Annotated in this window: 18 protein-coding genes and 1 pseudogene; 7 read left to right on the top strand and 12 right to left on the bottom strand. The window is 65.4% G+C overall.

Going from position 1 to position 20848, the window contains the following annotated elements:
- Positions 1-10 precede the first annotated feature (10 nt).
- The 3 genes from O1Q03_RS26485 (at position 11) to O1Q03_RS26495 (ending at position 3863) form a co-directional block, all read left to right on the top strand.
- Positions 11-967 carry a fumarylacetoacetate hydrolase family protein gene (locus tag O1Q03_RS26485; protein WP_269506987.1) on the top strand — a complete coding sequence of 319 codons (957 nt, stop codon included), beginning with the start codon at positions 11-13 and terminating at the stop codon, positions 965-967.
- Positions 964-2916 carry an acyl-CoA synthetase gene (locus O1Q03_RS26490; RefSeq protein WP_269506988.1) on the top strand — a complete coding sequence of 651 codons (1953 nt, stop codon included), beginning with the start codon at positions 964-966 and terminating at the stop codon, positions 2914-2916. The genes O1Q03_RS26485 and O1Q03_RS26490 overlap by 4 nt, the downstream gene beginning before the upstream one ends.
- Positions 2917-3131: 215 nt before the next feature.
- Positions 3132-3863, top strand: a complete 732-nt coding sequence (locus tag O1Q03_RS26495; protein WP_269506989.1) for an OmpW/AlkL family protein — start codon at positions 3132-3134, stop codon at positions 3861-3863.
- Positions 3864-3948: 85 nt separating this feature from the next.
- Here the strand turns inward: O1Q03_RS26495 and O1Q03_RS26500 are convergent, their stop codons facing one another.
- Genes O1Q03_RS26500 through O1Q03_RS26530 form a run of 7 tightly spaced genes read right to left on the bottom strand, consistent with a single transcriptional unit; the run spans position 3949 to position 11740 of the window.
- Positions 3949-4815 (bottom strand): alpha/beta fold hydrolase, encoded by an 867-nt coding sequence (locus O1Q03_RS26500; RefSeq protein WP_269506990.1) that lies wholly within the window; start codon positions 4813-4815, stop codon positions 3949-3951.
- A 14-nt stretch (positions 4816-4829) separates the two neighbouring features.
- Positions 4830-6083: a 3-(3-hydroxy-phenyl)propionate transporter MhpT gene (mhpT, locus tag O1Q03_RS26505; RefSeq protein ID WP_332112553.1), complete on the bottom strand. Its 1254-nt coding sequence runs from the start codon at positions 6081-6083 to the stop codon at positions 4830-4832.
- A 58-nt stretch (positions 6084-6141) separates the two neighbouring features.
- On the bottom strand, positions 6142-7164 hold the full coding sequence (dmpG, locus tag O1Q03_RS26510; protein ID WP_332112554.1) for a 4-hydroxy-2-oxovalerate aldolase: 1023 nt from the start codon (positions 7162-7164) through the stop codon (positions 6142-6144).
- A 15-nt stretch (positions 7165-7179) separates the two neighbouring features.
- Positions 7180-8127, bottom strand: a complete 948-nt coding sequence (locus tag O1Q03_RS26515) for an acetaldehyde dehydrogenase (acetylating) (protein WP_269506992.1) — start codon at positions 8125-8127, stop codon at positions 7180-7182.
- A gap of 17 nt (positions 8128-8144) precedes the next feature.
- The gene (gene mhpD / locus O1Q03_RS26520) at positions 8145-8933 is read right to left on the bottom strand and encodes a 2-keto-4-pentenoate hydratase (RefSeq protein WP_269506993.1); all 789 of its coding nucleotides are present in this window, start codon (positions 8931-8933) and stop codon (positions 8145-8147) included.
- Positions 8934-8937: 4 nt separating this feature from the next.
- Positions 8938-9891, bottom strand: coding sequence for a 3-carboxyethylcatechol 2,3-dioxygenase (locus O1Q03_RS26525; protein WP_269506994.1), 954 nt, complete (start codon positions 9889-9891; stop codon positions 8938-8940).
- 1 nt (position 9892) lies between these two features.
- A complete protein-coding gene (locus O1Q03_RS26530) occupies positions 9893-11740 on the bottom strand; it encodes a bifunctional 3-(3-hydroxy-phenyl)propionate/3-hydroxycinnamic acid hydroxylase (RefSeq protein ID WP_269506995.1) in 1848 nt (615 codons plus the stop codon).
- 166 nt (positions 11741-11906) lie between these two features.
- On the opposite strand from O1Q03_RS26530, the gene O1Q03_RS26535 reads away from it, so the two are divergent.
- On the top strand, positions 11907-12719 hold the full coding sequence (locus tag O1Q03_RS26535; RefSeq protein WP_269507025.1) for a DNA-binding transcriptional regulator: 813 nt from the start codon (positions 11907-11909) through the stop codon (positions 12717-12719).
- A 474-nt stretch (positions 12720-13193) separates the two neighbouring features.
- On the opposite strand, the pseudogene O1Q03_RS26540 reads toward O1Q03_RS26535, so the two are convergent.
- Positions 13194-14780, bottom strand: a pseudogene (locus tag O1Q03_RS26540) (branched-chain amino acid ABC transporter substrate-binding protein); the annotation flags it as partial.
- Here O1Q03_RS26540 and O1Q03_RS26545 point away from each other — a divergent pair.
- The 3 genes from O1Q03_RS26545 to O1Q03_RS26555 all read left to right on the top strand — a co-directional run bounded on the left by O1Q03_RS26545 (position 14670) and on the right by O1Q03_RS26555 (position 16484).
- Entirely contained in the window at positions 14670-14897 is a 228-nt protein-coding gene (locus O1Q03_RS26545) for a DUF2945 domain-containing protein (RefSeq protein WP_269506997.1), read from the top strand. The pseudogene O1Q03_RS26540 and the gene O1Q03_RS26545 overlap by 111 nt on opposite strands.
- The gene (locus O1Q03_RS26550; protein ID WP_269506998.1) at positions 14894-15472 is read left to right on the top strand and encodes a DUF488 domain-containing protein; all 579 of its coding nucleotides are present in this window, start codon (positions 14894-14896) and stop codon (positions 15470-15472) included. The genes O1Q03_RS26545 and O1Q03_RS26550 overlap by 4 nt, the downstream gene beginning before the upstream one ends.
- A 274-nt stretch (positions 15473-15746) precedes the next feature.
- Complete coding sequence (locus O1Q03_RS26555; RefSeq protein WP_269506999.1) at positions 15747-16484, top strand: sulfite exporter TauE/SafE family protein; 738 nt, start codon at positions 15747-15749, stop codon at positions 16482-16484.
- Positions 16485-16708: 224 nt separating this feature from the next.
- Here O1Q03_RS26555 and O1Q03_RS26560 read toward each other — a convergent pair whose 3' ends face one another.
- From O1Q03_RS26560 to O1Q03_RS26575, 4 genes are all read right to left on the bottom strand, one after another.
- Positions 16709-17287 (bottom strand): NnrU family protein, encoded by a 579-nt coding sequence (locus O1Q03_RS26560; RefSeq protein WP_269507000.1) that lies wholly within the window; start codon positions 17285-17287, stop codon positions 16709-16711.
- Between the two features lie 300 nt (positions 17288-17587).
- Positions 17588-18121, bottom strand: coding sequence for a TfoX/Sxy family protein (locus O1Q03_RS26565; RefSeq protein ID WP_269507001.1), 534 nt, complete (start codon positions 18119-18121; stop codon positions 17588-17590).
- Between the two features lie 24 nt (positions 18122-18145).
- A complete protein-coding gene (locus tag O1Q03_RS26570) occupies positions 18146-19255 on the bottom strand; it encodes a malate/lactate/ureidoglycolate dehydrogenase (RefSeq protein ID WP_269507002.1) in 1110 nt (369 codons plus the stop codon).
- 71 nt (positions 19256-19326) lie between these two features.
- Positions 19327-20781 carry a M20 family metallopeptidase gene (locus O1Q03_RS26575; protein ID WP_059506616.1) on the bottom strand — a complete coding sequence of 485 codons (1455 nt, stop codon included), beginning with the start codon at positions 20779-20781 and terminating at the stop codon, positions 19327-19329.
- Positions 20782-20848: the final 67 nt, after the last annotated feature.

The following is a 20848-nucleotide window of genomic DNA, read 5'->3' on the forward strand; positions in this document are numbered from 1 at the left end:
AGGCACTTCCATGGCTTTGCACGTTCTGCACTTCCGACATCAAGGGCGCGCCCAATGGGGCGTCGTAATGAATGATCGTATCACCCCGATCCCGGGTGACTATGCGACGACGGGCGAATTCGTGCGCGCACACACGATTGCCGAACTCGCAACGCTCGCTGGCGAGACGATTGCCGAGTCGGATGTCGAATGGCTGTCACCGGTCACTCGCAACCAGCGGTTCGTCTGCCAGGGTGCCAACTACCGCCAACACATGATCGAGTCCGGCATGAACCCGGACGCGAAGACCTTCAATATGATCTTCACGAAGGCCACGAGCTGCATCGTGCCTGCGAATTCGGACGTGATCCGACCACGTCACGTCAAATTCTTGGACTACGAGATCGAACTCGGGCTGGTGCTTCGTCGTGATATCACGTCCCGCCAAGCAATCACGGACAACAACCTGCACGAGTACATCGCCGGGTTGGTGATCGTCAACGACTATTCCGCTCGAGACATTCAGATTCCGCAAATGCAGTTCTACAAGGGGAAGAGCTACCGGACATTCGGCCCCGTAGGGCCGTACCTCTGTCTCCTCGAAGCAAGCGACATTGCCCAGTTGCGGAAGCTGGAACTGACGTTGACCGTCAACGGTCAAGTGCGTCAAAGCGATTCGACCGCGAATCTTGTGTACGGCCCCGCCGAAACGCTCACCGAGCTTTCGGGAGTCCAGGATCTGAACGCCGGTGATTTGTTGGCCACCGGCACGCCGGCAGGATGCGCGCTGAGCATTCCATCGCCCGCAAAGCAACGGATCGCCGCCTTGCTTCCGGAGCACATGAAATGGCGGATGTTTTCCAAAGTCCAGGCTGGCCGGCCGCAGTATCTCAAAGCGGGCGATTTCGTCGAGTCGCGAATCATGAGCAAGGACGGAGCAATTGACCTCGGGGTGCAACGCAACCGCATCGTAGAAGAAATCGCATGAACGCCATCGCAAATGAAGCGGACGTGGTCTCGATCGAAACCCTCCGGCCACCGGCTGACCTTCCCGCCAGCACGTACGAAATGATCAGCCGCGGCGCGGCAATTGATCCGTCCGCGCCAGCATTGTCGTTCTTCCTGCGTGCAGACGATCATCGGAAGCCTATTCGATGGAACTATGCCGAACTGCTCCGCGATATTACCCGCACAGCAAACTTGTTCACCCGTCTCGGCATCGATCGAAATTCGGTCGTCGCGTACGTCCTGCCGAATTTGCCGGAGACGCATTTCGTTGTCTGGGGCGGAGAGGCTGCCGGCATCGTGTGTGCTATCAATCCGTTGCTGGAAGGCCCCGCGATTGCCGCCCTCCTCAACGCTGCGAAAGCCAAAGTACTGGTGACATTGGCGCCGTTCCCGGGCACGGATCTGTGGCCGAAGGTCCATTCGATCCTGGACCGGGTGCCGACCGTGCGTAGCCTTGTGTTGGTCGATCTGGCTGGTCACGTACGCGGATGGCGCGGTATCGCGGCACGCATGATGCAACGTCGCGAATGCAAACGGCTGCATGGCCGCGCGGAAGTGCGTGGCGCAGTTCCCCGCCGTATCGACATATATGACTTCGACCACGCGATGGGGCGGGAATCCGGCGATTCTCTGCTAAACCAGCGAACGGGCGAGGCTGACGACATTTCGTCCTATTTCTGCACGGGCGGCACGACAGGGTTGCCGAAAATCGCAATTCGCAGGCATGGCAACGAGGTCGCGAATGCTTGGAGCGTCGGCCAGGTAGTCGGCTCCGGCATGGGCCCGGGAAAGGTGATCTTCTGTGGGCTTCCGCTGTTCCACGTCAACGCGGTGCTTGCTACCGGACTCGTGCCGTTTTCACTGGGTGCACATGTGGTTCTCGGCACACCTCAGGGATATCGCGGCGAAGAGGTCGTCAAACGTTTTTGGGAAATCGTCGAACACTACCGAATCAATTTCTTTAGCGCTGTACCGACGCTGTATGCGGCATTGCTCGACGTACCCATCGACGGTCGCAACATCAGCTCGCTGGAGTATGGACTCTGCGGAGCGGCGCCGATGCCAGTCGAGATTTTCCGGACATTCCAGGACCGGACAGGCGTGCGCATCCTCGAGGGTTACGGATTGACCGAAGGGGCATGCGTCAGCAGCGTTAACCCGCCGCAGGGCGAGCGCCGCCTTGGGTCGATCGGATTGCGGATCCCGGGGCAACCCATGAAGCCGGTGATACTCGACGAAGCAGGCAACTATGTGCGGGACTGCCACGACGACGAGGTCGGAGTCTTGACCATCTCAGGGCCGAACATCTTCGCTGGCTATTTGCAGGATGAGCAGAACAAGGGCTTATGGCTGGATCTTGGCGACGGCAGGCAATGGCTCAACACCGGAGATCTCGCGCGACGCGACGCGGATGGATACTTCTGGCTCACGGGTCGACGAAAAGAACTCATCATCCGCGGCGGCCACAACATCGACCCGGCCACGATCGAAGAGCCGTTGCACCGGCACCCCGCTGTTCAGATCGCAGCGGCAATCGGACGTCCGGACGTCCACGCCGGCGAACTTCCGGTCGCATACGTACAACTGAAAGCCGGCGCGAGCGCGACTGAAACCGAGCTGGACGAATTCGTTCGTGGCGCCATCGGCGAGCGGGCAGCGCTACCAAAGCGAATTCACATCGTGGACGCGATGCCGCTGACCGCAGTCGGAAAGATCTTCAAGCCGGAGCTCAAACGGCGCGAGACGCTCGATGCGCTCAACGTGGCATTGACCGAGGCGGGAATCACTGGCGCGCGCCTCAATATTTCGGACGATACCTCGCGTGGCTTGGCGCTACACGTAACACTGGGCGATCAGGCGCAGGTTGCAAAGGTCAACGCGATCATGGGGCGCTTCTCCTTCGCGTTCTCCACATCAGTTGTCTCGTAATTTTCGAGCGGTAGGCGGCCCACCGCAAGGCGACGACGCGGTTCGAATCATTTGGAGGTGTTGCATCCACATTCGCTAACGGCACCTTCTACGAAGCAGATTGCATCGACATCTGGATCTGATGAGCTTGTCGCCCGCTTCCGATGTTTGATCGGTATCGACTTTCTCATTAGATCAGGATTCCTCAAAATCAATATCAATACTCGGAGACATACATGAGCCGCAACCGCATTAGCGCAGGACTTGCAATCTTCCTCGCGACGATATCCGCCGCGCACGCTCAATCGGCAGGCCAGTGGGTAGTCAACGCCGGTTGGTCACATTTCGCTCCTCAGGGTTCAGCCGAGCCACTGACCGTCAACGCGCTTGGCCAGTCACAAGTCATGACCGGCAGCAGTGGGGAAATCTCGAGTGGCGACACTCTCGGCCTCACCGCGACGTACTTTGTCACTGACCACATCGCAGCGACCACGGTCATGGGCATCCCACCGACCTGGCATCTGACCGGCGCCGGCACGCTGAGCAGTGTCGGCGAATTGGGGACCGCACGAGCGTGGAGTCCGGCGCTCATCTTCAACTATTACTTTGGTCAACCCAACGCGAAATTCCGGCCTTATCTCGGCGCAGGTGTCACGTATACGTGGTTCAGCAATATCAAACTCAGCAGCCCTGTCGCCACCGGCCAAATCTACGCTTCTCCAACGGTTGGCACCGCACTCGAGGGGCCGACGACCGTGTCGCTCAGTAAATCCTTTGCGCCCGTCGTCAACGGGGGACTGACGTACAACATCGACTCGCACTGGTCGATCAATGCGTCGGTGGCGTACTCGTGGGTATCAACCCGGGCTACCCTGACGACGAAGTCCTCGCTCGGTACGGTGACCAGCACCAGCAAATTCAAGGTCAATCCGATCGTGACCTTCCTGTCGGTCGGATATCGATTCTGATTCTCCATGGGGACAAGCGGGCGAATGGCACCCCGCTTGCAAGAACGAGACGCGGCACCCGCTGCAACCGCGAGTGCCGCCACGCTCAATTTCGCAGAAAGTCGAGCACCATGCGATTGAATGCGTCCGCGTGCTCCCACTGTGCCCAGTGCCCGCACCGTCCGAACACGTGCAGTCGAGCGTTCGGCATGCCCCACACGAGCCGCAAGCCCACATCCATCGGCACGAAACGATCATCGCGGCCCCAGATCACGAGCGCAGGCGACTTGATCTCGTTCAACCGGTGACCATAGTCCGGAAACTGCTTCGGATTGGCCGCCAGACTTTTCACGAAGTTCTCCAGATGATCGCGCCGCGCAAGCATGTTCTCGAGCCGCGCCTGCATCAGCTCTTCCGTCATCGTGCTCGCGTCGTAGACGAAGACGTTGAGCATCTTCTCCAGGTTCTCGAGCGTCGGCTGACGATACAGCCCCTGTAGCAGCTTGATGCCTTCGGTCGGCATCGGCACGAACTGGCTCGGCCCGCCCGTGCCGCCGCCCATCAGCACCAGCTTGCCGACGCGCTCCGGATACGACAGCGCGAAGGCGACCGCGCTATGCCCGCCCATCGAGTTGCCGACGAGATGCGCGCGTTCGATACCGAGCGTATCCAGCACGCCCTTCAGCACGCGCGCGTTGAGGTCGGAGCGCGAGCCGGTGCAGACGATCGAGTCGCTCTTTCCCCAGCCGGGACAGTCGACGAGGATCACGCGGTAGCCCGTGTCAGCAAACGCGGCGACGTTGCGATAAAAGTTGGCCCAGCCGCTCGCGCCGGGGCCGGAACCGTGCAGCAACACCAGCGTTTCCGTACCGGCACCGGTGTCGTTGTAGTGCACGCGCAATTCCGTGCCGCCTTCCATCACGTTCACGAACCTGCTGGTTGCGGCTTCCGTATGAGTCACAGTGTCAGTCATGTCGATGTCCTTCGTCAGATCGATTCGGTTCCAAGTGTGTGCGAGCCGTTGGCCGACTCGCGCGGAGATTTCGCGATCACGGCGAGCGCGCCGAACGCCGCGATCACGATAAGCGGGATGCTGGAGATCACGAGCATCGACGCGCTCTGGCCCAACGCCAGCAATTGCCCCGCGATCAGCGGGCCGACCATCGAGCCCACGCGGCCCACGGCCACCGCTGCGCCGACGCCCGTGCCGCGCACCCGCGTCGGGTACGTTGCACCGGCGAGCGCATACAGCACCGATTGCGCGCCAACGAGAAACAGACCGGCCAGCAAGCCGCCAAACGCCATCGACACGCTGCCCGTCGCGCCGGCGAGCGCAAGCAATGCAGCCGCGATGCCCGCATACATGCCGACGACGACCGGCCGCTTGCCAATGCGATCCATCAGCCCCGCGATCACGATCGCGCCGACGCCGCCACCGATGTTGAACATCATCTGCACGATGCTGGCCTGTACTGGCGTGAGGCCACGCGAGAGCACCATCGACGGCAGCCAGTTCATCAGGAAATACAGCACGATCAGCGTGCCCAGGTAGCTGGTCCACAGCGCGATGGTCGTCACCGCACGCCCGTCGCTGAAAAGTGCGCGCACGATGCCGTCCTTCGACTCGCGGGTCGCGTGCTGGCTCGCCGCGACGAAGTGCGTCGACTCCTTCAGGAAGAGCGCCAGCAGCGGCAAGGTCAGCAGCGGCCCGATCCCGCCAACATAGAAGATATGCCGCCAACCGTCATTGCCCGGACTGACGATGCCGATCACTGCCGCGAGCGCCGCGCCGAACGGCATCCCGCAGTACATGGCGCCGACCGCCGTGCTGCGTTGTCCGGGCGCCGCCGCTTCCGCGCACAGCGCGATCAGGTTCGGCATCGCGGCGCCGAGACCGAGGCCCGTGAGAAAGCGCGCGACCAGCAAGCTCTGCAGATCCCACACCTGGGTCGTTGCAATCGAAAATAGCCCGAACAGCGCGACCGACATCATCAGTACGCGCTTGCGGCCGATGCGGTCTGCGAGCCAGCCGCCAATCGCCGCACCCGGCAGCAGGCCGAGCGCGCCGATGCCGAATGCCCAACCGAGCTGCGCGACAGCGAGATGAAACTCGCGTGCCATGCGCGGCGCGGCGATGCCGGTGGATTGCAGGTCGAGCCCTTCGAGCAGCGCGACCGCGAGGCACAGGCCGATGGTGATGGCGCCGCCGACGCGCGCGGGGGAAGCCGTTGACGTTTTCATTGATGTCTCCAAGTTGAACGATGCCGCGCTCTTCATGGCGCTTGGCATACCGGATGGTTCACGCGCGCGCTTCGCGCTTCTTCAGATCGAGCGCGACGTCGACGATCATGTCTTCCTGACCGCCCACCATGCGTCGCTTGCCGAGCTCGACGAGAATGTCGACGGCTTTCAGCCCGTACTTCTTCGCCGCGATTTCGGAATGCCGCAGGAAGCTCGAATACACGCCTGCATAACCGAGCGCGAGCGTTTCGCGGTCCACGCGCACCGGCCGGTCCTGCAACGGGCGCACGATATCGTCGGCCGCATCGAGCAGGCGATGGAGGTCGGTGCCGTGATGCCAGCCGAGGCGCTCGGCCGCCGCGATGAACACTTCGAGCGGCGCATTGCCCGCACCCGCACCCATGCCCGCCAGGCTCGCATCGATGCGATCACAGCCCTCCTCGACCGCAACGATCGAGTTGGCAACGCCCAGGCTCAGGTTGTGATGCGCATGCATGCCCGTCCGCGTCTCGGGGCGCAGCACCGCCTTGAGCGCCCTGAAGCGCGCACGGATGTCGTTCATGTTCATCGCGCCGCCGGAATCGACCACGTACACGCAGGTCGCCCCGTAGCTTTCCATCTTCTTCGCTTCGATCGCGAGATTTTCAGGTGTGGTCATGTGGCTCATCATCAAAAAGCCGACCGTGTCCATGCCGAGGCTGCGCGCGTATTCGATGTGCTGCTTCGAAATGTCCGCTTCCGTGCAATGCGTCGCGACACGCACGACTCGCGCGCCCGCGTCGTACGCGGCCTTCAGATCGTGAATCGTGCCGATGCCGGGCAGAAGCAGCGTCGCGATTTTCGCGTGCTTCACCACATCGGCTACCGCCTCGATCCATTCCAGATCGCTGTGCGCGCCGAAGCCGTAGTTGAAGCTCGAGCCCTGCAAACCATCGCCGTGCGCGACCTCGATGCTGTCGACCTTCGCGTCGTCCAGCGCGCGGGCGATGTCCTGCACGTTCCGAATCGAGTACTGGTGACGGATCGCGTGCATGCCGTCGCGCAGCGTCACGTCGGAGATATAGAGTTTCTTGTCCATGATCGAGTGCTCCTTGCCTCAGGCGTTCACAAGCGACGCGGCCATGCGTTCGGCCGTTGCCAGTGCGGCGGAAGTCATGATGTCGAGATTGCCCGCGTAGGCCGGCAGATAATGTGCCGCGCCTTCCACTTCGATGAAGATCGAGGTCTTGAGTCCGCTGAAGTGGCCGAGTCCGGGAATATGCAGCGGCGCAGCGGCGGGGATATCGTCGAACTGCACGGACTGCTTCAGGCGATAGCCGGGCACGTAGGCCTGGACCGCGGCGGCCATCTGCTCGACCGACGTTTCGATCAGCGCCCGGTCTGCCGCTTCGGACAGCACATAGACGGTGTCGCGCATCATGAGCGGCGGCTCGGCCGGATTGAGCACGATGATCGCCTTGCCCTTGCCGGCACCGCCGACCGCTTCAATGGCCTTCGACGTCGTCTCGGTGAACTCGTCGATGTTGGCGCGCGTGCCGGGCCCCGCCGACTTGCTGCTGATCGACGCGACGATCTCCGCGTAATGCACCTTCGCGACCCGCGACACCGCGGCGACCATCGGGATCGTCGCCTGTCCGCCGCACGTGACCATGTTCACGTTCGGCGCATCGAGATGCGCGTCGAGGTTCACCACCGGCACGCAGTACGGGCCGATGGCGGCGGGCGTCAGATCGATCACGCGGATGCCGGGCTTGAGCGTACGCAGGAACGCGTCGTTCTTCACATGTGCGCCGGCGGACGTCGCGTCGAACACGAAGTCGATCTCGTCGAACACGGGCAGGCGCGCAAGCCCTTCCACGCCTTCATGCGTGGTCGCCACGCCGAGCTTCGCGGCGCGCGCGAGACCGTCCGAGGCCGGATCGATGCCGACCATCGCCGCGACTTCGAGATGCCGGCTGCGACGCATGATCTTGATCATCAGGTCGGTGCCGATGTTGCCTGATCCGATGATCGCGGCTTTGTACCGAATGTTGTCTGTTGCCATGGGAATGTCTCCGTCCGTCATTCGCTGAAACTGGCGCGCACACTGCCGAGCCCTTCGATATGTGCGGTATAGGTGCCGGCCGCGTTCACCGCGACCATCGGGCCGAGCGCGCCCGTCAGCACGATGTCGCCCGCGCGCAGCGGCGTGCCCAGTCGAACCATCCGGTCCGCGAGCCACACGGCAGCATTGAGCGGATTGCCGAGGCACGCGCCGCCGTTGCCGCGTGAAAGAACTTCGCCATCCTGCGTAAGCGTCATCGCGCAAGCAGTCAGTTCGATATCGCGCAGCAGGACCGGGCGGCTACCGAGCACGAACAGCGCGCTCGACGCGTTGTCCGCGACGGTGTCGAAAAAGCGGATGTCCCAGTCGCGGATGCGGCTGTCGACGACCTCGATCGCGGCCACCGCATACGCGGTCGCGGAAATCAGATCCGCGAACGTGTGCTTGTCGGCGGTCAGGTCGCGTTCGAGCACGAGCGCGATCTCCGCCTCGACCTTCGGCTGGATCAGCGAAGCTAGCGGCATCGGCTGGCTGTCGCCGTAAGCCATCGACGCGAACAACGCGCCGAAGTCGGGTTGATCGACGCCAAGCTGCTTCTGCACCGCGGGCGAAGTCAGGCCGATCTTCCTGCCGACGACACGCTCGCCGTTCGCCGCGCGCCAATCGTTGTTGATCTGCTGGATCGCGTAGGCGAGCGTCGCGTCGCCTTCGGGACACGTATCGCGCAGCGGCGCGATCGCCTGACGCAAGGCCTGCGCGCCACGCAGGCGCGCGGCCATCGAAACAATGCTGTCGTCATTCGACATGGTTCTATCTCCTGGAAAGCGTCCGTGCTCGCGCGTGCATCGCGCCGAAGCCCGCGATCCATTCCGGAATCGCACGGTAGTAATCGATCGATGCCGCGTAAGGACCGCTCGCCGCAAGCGCAGCGAATGCGGCGACCCACGTGCGGATCTCGTGTGCGGACTTGCCTGCATCACGCGTGATCGCTTCGTTCGTGAGGCCATCGGCGGCGGTGAGTTCACCGCGTTCGAGCAGTTCGAGAAACGTGCGGTCCCATGCGGGATTGAGCGGATGCAGCCGGCTGTCACCGGCCGCGAATGCCTTGGCCGCCGCGACGGTGCGCGACTGCCGCGCGTCGCGCGACTCCGGCGACGGGTTGCGCCCCGCGATCAACCGTTCCGCGACGACGTCGTCCGCGCCCGCGATTTCCGGCACCGGCGGCTCGTGCGAAATACCGCCCGAGCCGATCAGCAACACACGCCGATCCATGCGCGCGACGGCCCGGCCGATCGCATCGCCGAGCAGCCGGGCGCGGCGGCACGACGCCATCGGCGGCGCAACCGAGTTGATGAAAACGGGCACCACCGGATAGCGGTCGATGCCGCCCGTGATGACCTCGAGCGCCTGCGCGCAGCCGTGATCGACCTGCATGCGATACGACACGGCGACGTCGATATCGCTCGCGAGCGTGGCATCGGCGAGCGCGAGCGCGACATCGCGCGCGACGGGCAACGGGCCGGCCGCACTGCCGAAATCGCCGATGGCCGTCGCACTCACGCCGATGCAGAACTGCGGCATCACGTCGTAGAAAAATCCGTTGTAGTGGTCCGGCGCGAACACGATCACCAGCTCCGGATCGAACGCCTCGACCCGCTCGCGCGCCGCGCGCTGCACCCGCTCGACTTCCGCGACGACTTCCGGCTCGGGATCGAAATAGCCGTGCAGCGGCGTATGCGACATGCATTCGAGATGAATCGGCATCTCAGGCTCCTACCACGTCGGCGGCGTGCGCGAACGTCGCAGCGTCTGTCGTCGCGTCCGTCGTCATGGAAAGCGACAGCCTTTGCGCGAGCTGCGACACGCAACCCGATACGCATTGCGGCGAGCACATGCCGGCCACGAAGCGGTCGGGCCGCAACAGCACGACCGCTTCCGGCACGCGTGCGAACCAGTCGCGCAGGCGCGAGTCGACATCGCCGATGGCGATCACGTCTTCGGGCACGTCATCATGGAACGCGAGCTGCGGGTCGGGCTTCGCGATCACGAAACATCCGCCCAGCGCGCCCCAGATGCGGCGCGCGTCGGGCGTCAGGCCGAAGGTCGGGTCCGTGCCCCAACCCACGATCACGAAACGGTTGCCGATCGCATCGTCGAGCCGGACGATGCTGCCGTCCGCGAGACGCACGCGCGGCTGGATGAACATGCGGCCCACGGGCGTGCCAGCCAGCGCGTCGCGGCCGTGCACCATCCGCCCGATCAGCGATTCACGTTTCTCGCTCATCAGACCGACCAGCCGCCCGAACGCGCCGTGCCCGCGCTTGGCGATCATCCGCGCGAGCAGGCCTTCGGAGCGCGCGCGTCGCGGCAGAAGCACGACGCCCTCTTCATAGCGCGGCATCGGCTTGAAGCGCATCTCGACGAAATAGCGCTTCATGGATGGCAGCACATCGAAGCAGCGCACGAACGCGTCACGCACTTTCGATCCGAAGAAGCTGGTCGGCGCGAAAATATCGCCGGCGACTTCCGACAGATGGATCATCGAGCGTGCATGGGCGCGCCGCTCCGCCGTGTAGGTATCGAGCAGCGTGTCGCGCGCGGTGCCTTTCACGACCATCGCAAGCTTCCAGCCGAGATTGCTCGCGTCGCGAATGCCGCTGTTGTAACCCTGACCCTGCCACACCGGCATGATGTGCGCGGCGTCCCCCGCGAGCAGGATGCGCTTCACGCGGAACGTGCTCGCGAGCCGCGCGTTGTGCGTATAGACCCGCTGACGAATGTAGTCGACCTTGTCAGGATCGTCGACGACCCCGCGCACCAGCGCCGCCATGTTCTCCGGCTTCGACAGCTCCTGCTCCGTCTCGCCCGGCATCACCATGAATTCGAAGCGCCGGATGCCGTGCGGCAGCGCCGCCGAAACGTACGGACGCCGCGCGTCGCAATGCAGATAGACATGCGGAGAGCCGATCGGATCGTTGCGCACGTCGATCACGATCCATTGATTCGGCTTCGTGCGCCCTTCGAACGGCACGTCGAGCGTGCGGCGCACGAAACTGTTGCCACCGTCCGCGCCGACCATGTATGCGGCGCGGATCGTCGTCGTCACGCCGTGCGCGTCGGTCGCCTGGATGTTCACGCCGCCGTCGTCCTGCGCGAAGCTGTCGACGCTGTGTCCAAGCAGCGTCGACACATTCGCGAAACGCTCGAGACCGCGGTACAGGATCTGGTCGGCGAGCGGCTGGATGAACGCATTGCGGCGCGGCCAGCCGAACTCGTCGGTGCGCGGCTCGATCGACGCGAAGCACTTGCCTTTCAGCGTGAAGCGCATCCAGTGATTCGGCGTGGTGTGCGGGAGCAACGCGTCGACAAGGCCGACCGACTGGAATACGCGCAGTGCTTCATCGTCGAGGCCGATGGCGCGCGGATAGTCGATGATCTGCGCGAGCTTCTCGATAACGACGACGCGCACGCCCTGCAGGCCCAGAATGTTCGCGATCATCAGGCCCACCGGGCCCGCGCCGATGATCGCGACGTCAGCGTCGATCGAGCGATGTGTCGTTTCGTGAGGATGAGCGCGGCCGTTGCCGGCCGCCGGTTCAAAGGCGGGGCGCATGCTTGTCTCCTGACTGGGCTTGTCCGTTATGCTGAACAGGCGACGCACCTGGCTCTCTCGCTCGTTCAGCTTATGGACGCAGTTTATGGACGGCGGAAAACGCCCTCAACAAAATCTCCGAAATGTGCATAGAATGCACATCGTTGATTTAAATGGATTTTTTGACGTGACGACCTACACGAATGTGCGCGGACTGGCGCGCGGCCTGCAGGTGCTGCGTGCCCTGAATGCGATGGAGGACGGACGCGCGACGAGTCAGCAGCTCGCCGATCTGACCGGCCTGCATCGCACCACGGTGCGCCGTCTGCTCGAAACGTTGATGGAGGAAGGGTTCGTGCGCCGCAGCCCCTCGGACGACAGCTTCCGTCTGACGCTTGCCGTGCGTTCGTTGAGCGAGGGCTTCACCGATACGGAGCGCATCGCAACCGTGGCGCCGCCGCTCATGGGGCAACTCCTGCAGCGCGTTGCGTGGCCATCCGATCTGACCACGCCTGACGGCGACGCGATGATCATCCGCGAGACGACGCACCGCTTCAGCCGGCTGTCGTTTCATCGCGCGATGGTCGGGCGGCGTTTGCCGATGGTGCTGACCGCCGCGGGCCGCGCGTACTTCGCGACCTGCCCCGACGAGGAGCGCGAGGACATCCTGGAACTACTGCGCTCCGGCGTGGGCGGCGAAGAGCAACAGGCGTTCGCGAAGAACGATGCACTCGTGCGCAAGCTGATCCGTCGCGTGCGCGACGATGGTTTCGGATCGAATCACGGCGACTGGACCGCGCAGTCGAAAATCGGTGCGGTGGCGGTCGCGATCAGCGCGGACGAACGCGTGATCGCGAGTCTCAACGTCGTCTTCCTGTCGCGCGCGGTCAGTCTCGCAGACGCCGCTCGCCGCTATGTGCCGGAGTTGCAGAAAACGGCGATGGAAATTGCCGCGGCATTGAAGCAGGAACCGGGAACGCCTTCCCATCCATCGGCGTAAGCGAATCGCGCTTTCGGGCCGTTGTCTTGATCATCAGCTGGGGTTACGCGCTGTACAAGAATGCGTTGGCCAAAGGTATCGGGCAGACGCTGAACCTGTGGGACAAGCCGAGCCAGGCGTGACGCGCTGACACGCACGCCCGAGTAAAGCGATGCAGGCCCCGCATGTCGATTCGATATGCGGAGCCTGTTCCGTTTGGTCCCCTGCTTTTACGTCGATGAACTCGCTGGCAGAAACGGGCACGCAGGTGTGCGGACGGGCTCGCATTGCGAAAGCCCGGCGCCTTTCTTCTGCACTCCGATGGATGAACGACAGGAAGGTGGCGACGGGGCCATGCGCCGCAGTTCAACGGACGCTTCATGCAGTACCTCAACCGGACCCTGACCGCGCGGATTCCAGTGACCTACCCGTCGGACAAGTCGTCCGGCCCGACGGTGCGCCGATTTGCGCACCGTCATCCCGACACGTCGATTACTGAATCGGCGCCAGGTTGTCGCCGGACACCTTGTACACCGTCACGGGCGCATCGATCCATTCGCCCGTCCGGTCGAAGCGGACCTTGCCGACCAGCGTCGCGAACGGTGTGTCGCGCAGCACTTCGACGAACTTTTCCGGATCGGTCGAATTCGCCGTCTTCATTGCCTGCGCGACCACCATCGTGGCCGAGTAGAAGGCCGGCGAATAGACGTCGTTCTTCACGCCGAACGTCTTTTCGTATCGCGCCGCGAACTCCGGGCCGCCCTTCAGCGTTGCGAGCGGCGCGCCGCCTTCCGCACAGAACCCGCGACCGTCGAGCGCGCCCGCGGCGAGCTTCGGCATGTCGACCGAGCAGATGCCGTCGCCGCCGAGCACGGGCACGTTCAGGCCCAGTTGCTTCGACTGCCGGCCGATCGACGCCGCCTGCGAATAGTAGCCGCCGTAGAAGATCGCATCGGGACGCTTCGCCTTGATGTGCGTGAGGATCGCGTTGAAATCGGTTGCCTTGTCGTTCGAGTACTCGCGCGCCACGACGTCCATGCCATTCTTCTTCGCGGTCGCCACGAACACGTCGGCCACGCCCGAACCGTACGCGGTGCGATCGTCGATGACCGTCACCCGCTTCGCATGAAGCACGTTCGCCGCAAAATCCGCGATGCGTGCGCCCATCACGTTGTCATTGGCCGCGAGCCGGAAGATGTACGGAAAGTTCTGCTGCGTGATCGCAGGGTTGGACGCCGCGCCCGTGATCATCGGGACTTTCGCGCTGTTGTAGATGCGTGATGCCGGGATCGTCACGCCCGAGTTGTAGTGGCCGAGCACGGCCTTGACGCCGCTGTCGACCAGCTTCTGCGCGACCGACACACCCGTCTTCGGATCGGCCGCGTCGTCTTCGGAGATCACCAGGAAGGTCACCGGCTGGCCGTTCACGACGATCGGGTTCTTGTTCAGGTCCTCGACCGCGAGCCGCACACCGCGCTCGTCGTCCTTGCCGAAATTCGATTGACCGCCTGTCAGCGGGCCCGCGACGCCGATCTTCACGACCTCGGCACCTGCAGTCAGACAGCATGCGGACAAGGCCACGGCCATCGCCGCGGACAATTGACTTTTCTTCATATGGCGCTCTCTCCCGGGGGTAGGCCGTAGCTGGTGATGAACGCGTGGGCGCGGCAACCTGACCGGACGGCGCCACGCGCCCGCCCACGCTGGACACATTGTTTTTGGCCAAAATAGGCGGTGACATGCACACCCGGCCGCACGAAGCCAGCGCTGTACACCTGCCGACACCTGCACACTTCGCGCCCGCTCCACGTCATGACGCGGGCGCGAGCGTCGCCGTCCGAATGCTCCGCCCCGGGCGGCGGCACGCCGATTGCGCATGAACGCGGGTCCTGCTTCTTTTCCCGCGCGCGGCCGGCGCCGATAATGACCACCATGCAACCGCGCACACACCGATGCAAGGAGGCTCCCCGCATGACGACGCCATTCAGCGTGGGCGACCACGTCCGCTGGAATTCCGAAGCCGGTTATGTGACCGGCACGATCATCGCGATCCACACGCAGGATTTCGACTACAAGGGCCATCGGCACCGCGCGTCGCCCGGCGATCCGCAATACGAGATCAAGAGCGACCGCACCGACCACATCGCCGCGCATCGCGGCCGCGTGCTCGAACGCATCGACGGCAAGGACGACACGTGACGCTCCCGTTCTACACGATCGGTCATTCGAACCGCACGCTCGACGAATTCGTCGAGATGCTCGATGCGGTCGACATCGCGCTGCTTGCCGATATCCGCAAGATGACGCGCTCGCGCACGAATCCGCAATTCAACGAAGCGACGCTGCCCGATGCGCTGGCCGCGGTCGACATCACGTATGAGCACATCGCGGAACTCGGCGGCCTGCGCGGCAAGTCGCGCGGCGTGCCCGACGAGGTCAACGACTTCTGGACGAACCGCAGTTTCCATCGCTACGCCGACTACGCGCTGTCGCCCGAGTTTCGAACGGGCCTCGATCAGCTGATCGCGCAAGGGCACGCGCGGCGCTGCGCGATCATGTGTTCCGAAGCCGTGTGGTGGCGCTGTCACCGGCGCATCGTGTCCGACTACCTGATCGCGCGCGGCGAAACGGTGCTGCACATCATGGGGAAGAACCGCGTAGAGCCCGCGCGCCTCACGGCCGGCGCGGTGATCCGGGCGGACGGCACGATCGTCTATCCGGACGTCGAAGGCGATGCGACAACACAAGAACCCGCCGCGCTGCCGGACGCGTGACGCTCCGCGGCGCGCATGGCCAGGCAGCGCTGGCGCGATCACGACGTGAGGGCATGGCGGCATGGCCACGCGGCACGACAGGCCGCGCCGCCCGCCCCTGCGCCCCTGCGCCCCCGCGCCCCTGTGCCCCCGCGCCCCCGCGCCCCCAATCCGCGCGCCCGACGCGCCGCCCTTGCCCCCATTTGCGCGTCGGCCGTCCTGCATTATCATCGGGCGACCATCGCGCGTGCCCGCCTCCGGCATGCGAGCCCGCTACCCCTTCGCCCCCACACCGATGCTCGCTCTCATCATCCTCGCCGGCCTGTGGGCCGGCCTTCAGAACGCGTTGGCCGGCGGCGGCTCGTTCGTCACGCTGCCCGCGCTGATCGTATCGGGGATGTCGCCGCTCGCGGCGAACATCACGTCGACGGTCGCGCTGTTCCCCGGCCAGGTCACCACCGGCTGGGCCAGCCGGAACATGGTGCAAGGCGCGGGCAAGCTGTCGTTTCGCGCGCTGTTCGCGATCAGCGTGGTGGGCGGCGCGCTCGGCGGGTTGCTGCTGCTGAAAACCCCGTCGTCGATCTTCTCGCACCTCGTGCCGTGGCTCGTGCTGTTCGCGACGGTCGTGTTCGCGTGGGGCAGCTTCTTCCGCAAGCCCGGCGCCGGCGCGCAGCATCTCGGGCCGGTCACGGCCGCGATCTCGCAGTTCCTGATCGCGATCTACGGCGGCTACTTCGGCGGCGGGATCGGCTTCCTGATGATGGCCGCGCTGACGATGGCCGGGCTGTCGCCGCGTCACGCGATGTCGACCAAGAACGCGCTCGCCGGCGTGATGAACGCGTCGGCGGTCGTGCTGTTCGTGACCTCGCCCGACCTGCACTGGCGCGCGGCGATCGCGCTCGGCGGCGGCGCGATCGTCGGCGGCCTGCTCGGCGCGTGGGCGCTGCATCGCGTCAACGAGCGCGTGCTGCGAATCGCCATCGTCTGCATCGGCGTCGCGCTCACCGTCGGGCTGTTCGTCAAGCCGATCTGACGCACGTGCGCCGATTGCCGTCGCGGCACGCAGATCGCCGCCGCGACGGCAATTGATGTGCGTCGTACTTCATGCGGCGCAAGTCGTCGTCGCTCGGACAGGCGTCGGTGCGCTGAGCGGTCAGGCAGCCGTGCGGCTGCCTCGCCACACGACATACGATGCATCGGGGGCGCGGCGGCCGGTTCGTGCGCGCCGCGCCAGTGAATGCCGGCACGCGTGCCGGTTCAACCGAACGGGCGCACGCCGATCAGCGGGCCGTGCAGGAACAGCGCGAACACGGCCCATACGATGGCCCCCGCCACGGCGGCGACGATGTCGCCCGACAGCCGGCCCGGCGGATAGCGGACGCCATCGCGGCGATCGCGTGCGCGCGACACGACGAAATCGGCCAGCGACCACACGAAGAACGCGCCGAACAGCACGACCGCATGCAGCGTGCCGTTCACGAGCAGATGCGCGACCGCCCACACCATCACGCCGGCCAGCATCGGATGATGGACGAGCGGCTTGATCCGGTTGCGCGGCACGTACGCGGCGGCGATCAGCACGAATGCAACGGCGGTCAGCACGCCGGTCAAGTGACGCACGCCGGCGGGCGACACCCACAGCAGCGTCGTGTTCTCGCGCGCGAGCCCGTAGCCGCGCACGATCAGCGCGAAGCCGACGATCGACGCAATCGCATACCCGGCCTTCCAGCCCTTCTCGCCGATCCGCTCGATCATCGCGGTGCGCCAGCCGTCGGCCACGATCCGGATCGAGTGCACACCGAGGAAGATCGCTAAACCGAGAATCAGGACGAGCATCGGCTGTCTCCGTCTGGAGTGGTGAGTGGGGAATGCATGCCGCGCGGCGTTCGATGCGCCGTTCGCGGAGCCGGCGTCGCGGCCGGCGGGGAATGCGCGAGACGCGGGCGCAACCCGCGCCGATCATAAACGCCGGAACTGCCGTTGTGAAGCATCGGAAATGCGCGGTGCGGCGAGCGTGGTGCTTTCGTGTATGCCGTGCGTCGGTGATGTGTCGCCTCACTCGCCCTCGCCCGGTCATGATAAAACGGAAAGAGAGGACAACCGACATCCCGCCGCCGTGACGGCGTGCGGCTGATGCTACGGTTGCTTGCGCTTCGAGGCGGGTTTCGCGGCGGGTTTCGTGGCCGGCTTCGCGGCAGGTTTAGCACCCGCTTTCGCTGCCGGCTTCGGCGACGATTTCGCACTCCGTTTCGCTGCCGGCTTCGACGCGCCCGCCGAGTCAGCCTCCCGCGCCAGTTTCAGCCCGGCCGTCTTCTTCGCCTTGCGCTTCGGCGCCCCCGCCAACAGCGCCGCGCGATACGCACTACGGCACCAGTCGAACAACGCGCCCGCATCCTCGAGCACGTCGGCCGGCGTTTCGTAATAGCGTTCGGCCGCAACGGTCCGCGTGCGCCCCGTGTACGAGAACGGCCCCATCCCCGCCGCGATGAACGCCGGCCGGTTCACGTCGTCGACCCGCAGGAACAGCGACCCGCGCACGAGAAACCCGAACATCACGCCATCGAGCCGCATCGCCGCGCCGCTGAAGAACCGCGTGACGTCGACACGGCCGAGGCTCGCGATCTGATACGCGATCTCGTCGCCATGCGCCTTGTCCGCCAGCCAGCTCATCGGCCGCTCGCTCGGGCTAATGGGTCACGCAGCGCCGGTACAGCGCTGCGTCCACGCGTCGAGCTGGGCGTCGTCGAAGCCGACGAGCGCCGCGCTTTCGCGAATCTGCCGCCACGTCGCGCGATCGACCGGAATGCCGTCCGCGCCGCGCGCGGCGCGGCTCGCTTCCTCCGGCTCGCCGGGCATCCGCACCGGCGCACCGCCCGCCTGCGGCGACGCCTTCGCCCACGCAACGAACGCATCGGCCTCGCGCTGCGCGTCGGCCGCATCGAACGCGTTCGGGTCGATCAGCACCGACAGCATCCCGTTGACGATCGCGCTGGTCTTCTGCAGCGTGTCGCCGTACGTCGTATGGCCGCCGACCAGCGCGCCGCCGAAGATCTCGCACATCGCGGCGAGCGCATAGCCCTTGTGCAGCCCGAACGGCAGCAGCGAGCCGAACGGCTGCTCGTGCATGACGGCTGGATCGTCGGTCGGCTGGCCGCGATGATCGATCAGCGACCCGGCCGGCACGCGCTTGCGCTGGTTATACGCGACGCGCGTCTTGCCGTATGCGATCGCGCTCGTCGCGAAATCGAGCAGCAGCGGCGGCTGGCCCGCGCGCGGATACGCGGCGCAGAACGGATTCGTGCCGAAGCGCGCATCGGTGCCGTGCAGCGGCGCGACGAGCAGGTCGCCCGGCACGTTGACGAAGTGAAACGACACGAGCCCCGAGCGCGCGCATTGCTCGGCCCAGTGCCCGATGCGGCCGAGATGATGCACGTCGCGCAGCCCGATCGCGCAGATGCCCATGCGCCGCGCACGCTCGATCCCTTCGACCATCGCCTCGAACGCGATCACCTGACCGAAGCCACGGCCGCCGTCGATGGTGAGCACCGCGCCGCCGTCGCGGACGATCGACGCGTGCCCGTTCAACTGCAGCTGCCCTTCCCGCCACGATGCGACGTAGTTCAGGATCATCCCGATCCCATGCGAATCGTGACCCGCGAGATTCGCGCCGACCAGGTGATCGGCGACGAGCCCGGCCTCGCGCGCGCTGCTGCCGGCCCGCTCCCAGAGTGCCGCGACGAATGCATGCAGCGGCGCGGCGCGCATGCGCAGCGGTTCGGTGTCGGGGGTCGGCAGCGCGGTCATCGGCAAGGCTCCGTCAGGTCCGGTCGGATCGAGGTGGCGAGGTGGCGAGGCGGGATGGGCAGCAACGGCGCTCAGCGCGCGGACGCGATCACGTCGGCCACCGCCGCGGTGAGCTTCTTCGCGTACGGCACGTGCAGGAACTCGTTCGGGCCGTGCGCGTTCGACTTCGGCCCGAGCACGCCGCACACCATGAACTGCGCGGACGGGAAACCGGCCTGCAGCACGTTCATCAGCGGGATCGTGCCGCCGAGGCCCATGTACGCGCAGTCCGCACCGAAGTGGCGGCGCGACGCGGCGTCGAGCGACGACGCGAGCCACGGCGCGAGATCAGGCGCGCTCCAGCCGGTCGCGGCGCCCGCGTCGGGCTTGAACGTGACCTTCGCGTTGTACGGCGGGTCGAGCTCGAGCAGTTCCTTCAGTTGCTGCACGGCCTGCGCGGCGTCGACGAGCGGCGGCAGGCGCAGCGACAGCTTGAACGCGGTGCGCGGACGCAGCACGTTGCCCGCATCGGCGAGCGCCGGCAGGCCGGCCGCGCCCGTGACCGACAGCGACGGCCGCCACGTCGAATTCAGCAGCGCCTCGCGCGGATCGGTGGTGGTCGGCAGCACCGGCTTGCCGTCCGCGCCGCATGCCCACGGCAGCCCCTTCCATACGGCGTCGCCGAGAATCGCGGCGGCCGCGTCGGCCTCGCGCACGCGGCTGTCGGGAATCTCGCAATGGAACACGCCCGGCAGCAGGTTGCCGTTCTTCGCATCTTCCAGACGCTCGAACAACTGGCGCATCACGCGGAAACTCGACGGCGCGATGCCGCCGAACACGCCCGAGTGAACGCCCTCTTCGAGCACCTCGACCTGCAGGTCGCCGGACACGAGCCCGCGCAGCGACGTGGTGAGCCACATCTGGTCGTAGTTGCCGGCGCCCGAATCGAGGCACACGACGAGCGACACCTGGCCGAGCCGGTCGCGCAGCGCGTCGACGTACGGCAGCAGGTCGTAGCTGCCCGATTCCTCGCAGGTCTCGATCAGGCCGACGCAGCGCGGCCGTTCGACGCCCTGCTCGTCGAGCGCGCCGAGCGCCGCGAGGCTGGCATAGATCGCGTAGCCGTCGTCCGCGCCGCCGCGGCCGTACAGCTTGCCGTTCTCGAACTTCGGTGTCCACGGGCCGAGGTCCGCGCGCCAGCCGTCGAATTCGGGCTGCTTGTCGAGGTGGCCGTACAGCAGGATCGTGTCGGTGCTGCCCGAGCGCGTCGCGGGCGTTTCGAAGAAGATCACCGGCGTGCGGCCGGGCAGGCGCACGATCTCGAGCTTCAGGCCTTTCACCGGCTGGCGTTCGGCCCACTGCGCGGCATCGGTCACGACCCGTTCGAGATAGCCGCGCTTCGCCCAGTCGGGGTCGAAAGCGGGACTCTTCGCGGGAATCGCGATGTAGTCGGTCAGTGCGTGGAGGATTTCATCGTTCCATTTGCGCTCGACGAAGGTAACGAGCTTGTCATGGTCGAGGACGGGGGTAGTGTCGACGGAGGTCATGATGGGGTGCCTGGATCGGGCTGACGAAAACCCGGATGATACGCCGATGGCCGCCCGCCCGGGGCCG

It is taken from the genome of Burkholderia sp. IMCC1007, from assembly GCF_027257875.1.
GTDB lineage: Bacteria > Pseudomonadota > Gammaproteobacteria > Burkholderiales > Burkholderiaceae > Burkholderia.

What these genes read in the sequence shown, in the direction of transcription:
- mhpT (WP_332112553.1), bottom strand. Translation starts at nt 6,083, where the DNA reads ATGAAAACGTCAACGGCTTCCCCCGCGCGCGTCGGCGGCGCCATCACC.
- O1Q03_RS26525 (WP_269506994.1), bottom strand. Translation starts at nt 9,891, where the DNA reads ATGCCGATTCATCTCGAATGCATGTCGCATACGCCGCTGCACGGCTAT.
- O1Q03_RS26570 (WP_269507002.1), bottom strand. Translation starts at nt 19,255, where the DNA reads ATGACCGCGCTGCCGACCCCCGACACCGAACCGCTGCGCATGCGCGCC.
- O1Q03_RS26565 (WP_269507001.1), bottom strand. Translation starts at nt 18,121, where the DNA reads ATGAGCTGGCTGGCGGACAAGGCGCATGGCGACGAGATCGCGTATCAG.
- O1Q03_RS26545 (WP_269506997.1), top strand. Translation starts at nt 14,670, where the DNA reads ATGACGACGCCATTCAGCGTGGGCGACCACGTCCGCTGGAATTCCGAA.
- O1Q03_RS26515 (WP_269506992.1), bottom strand. Translation starts at nt 8,127, where the DNA reads ATGGCAACAGACAACATTCGGTACAAAGCCGCGATCATCGGATCAGGC.
- O1Q03_RS26485 (WP_269506987.1), top strand. Translation starts at nt 11, where the DNA reads ATGGCTTTGCACGTTCTGCACTTCCGACATCAAGGGCGCGCCCAATGG.
- O1Q03_RS26490 (WP_269506988.1), top strand. Translation starts at nt 964, where the DNA reads ATGAACGCCATCGCAAATGAAGCGGACGTGGTCTCGATCGAAACCCTC.
- O1Q03_RS26575 (WP_059506616.1), bottom strand. Translation starts at nt 20,781, where the DNA reads ATGACCTCCGTCGACACTACCCCCGTCCTCGACCATGACAAGCTCGTT.
- O1Q03_RS26495 (WP_269506989.1), top strand. Translation starts at nt 3,132, where the DNA reads ATGAGCCGCAACCGCATTAGCGCAGGACTTGCAATCTTCCTCGCGACG.
- O1Q03_RS26530 (WP_269506995.1), bottom strand. Translation starts at nt 11,740, where the DNA reads ATGCGCCCCGCCTTTGAACCGGCGGCCGGCAACGGCCGCGCTCATCCT.
- O1Q03_RS26560 (WP_269507000.1), bottom strand. Translation starts at nt 17,287, where the DNA reads ATGCTCGTCCTGATTCTCGGTTTAGCGATCTTCCTCGGTGTGCACTCG.
- mhpD (WP_269506993.1), bottom strand. Translation starts at nt 8,933, where the DNA reads ATGTCGAATGACGACAGCATTGTTTCGATGGCCGCGCGCCTGCGTGGC.
- O1Q03_RS26500 (WP_269506990.1), bottom strand. Translation starts at nt 4,815, where the DNA reads ATGACTGACACTGTGACTCATACGGAAGCCGCAACCAGCAGGTTCGTG.
- O1Q03_RS26555 (WP_269506999.1), top strand. Translation starts at nt 15,747, where the DNA reads ATGCTCGCTCTCATCATCCTCGCCGGCCTGTGGGCCGGCCTTCAGAAC.